The following is a 674-nucleotide window of genomic DNA, read 5'->3' on the forward strand; positions in this document are numbered from 1 at the left end:
GCCGCCCAGAACTCGGCGTCGGCCGGGTCCGCGGCCGCGGGGGCGGGCGCGGCTTCCGGCCAGAAGCGCTCGTGCTGGAAGGCGTAGGTGGGCAGGGCGACCCGCCGCGCGCCGTCGAACATCGGCGCCCAGTCGACGTCCACACCGGACACGTGCAGCTTCGCCAGCGCGGTCACCAGCGCCGCCTCCTCGCCGCGGTCGCGGCGGAGCAGCGGCACCACGACGGCGCCTTCGACGTCGGTCAGCGCCGAGAGGACGCCGTCCGGGCCCAGCTCGACGAACGCCGACACCCCGGCGCCGGCCAGGGTGGCCACGCTGCCGTCGAACCGCACGGTGTCGCGGACGTGGGTGACCCAGTACTCGGGGCTGGTCACGTCGCCGTCGGTGGCGACCGGGATCCGCGGCTCGTCGAACCGCAGGGTGGCCACGACCCGGCGGAACCCGTCCAGCATCGGGTCCATCAGCGGCGAGTGGAACGCGTGCGACACGTTCAGCCGCCTGGTCTTCTCGAACCGGCCGGCGAGCGCGAGCACGGCCTGCTCTTCGCCGGAGACGACGACCGAGCGCGGCCCGTTGACGGCGGCGATCGCGACGCCGTCGGTCAGCAGGGGGCGCACTTCGTCCTCGGACGCGGCCAGCGCCACCATCGCGCCGCCGGCCGGCAGCGCCTGCAT

The 674-nt window shown here is 75.5% G+C and carries 1 protein-coding gene; it reads right to left on the reverse strand.

What is annotated here, in order from left to right:
• Positions 1–674, reverse strand: a 674-nt coding sequence (locus G3I65_RS45875; protein ID WP_160701665.1) for an acyltransferase domain-containing protein, incomplete at both ends; no start/stop codon positions are given.

This window comes from Amycolatopsis sp. SID8362 (assembly GCF_010550475.1).
GTDB lineage: Bacteria > Actinomycetota > Actinomycetes > Mycobacteriales > Pseudonocardiaceae > Amycolatopsis > Amycolatopsis eburnea.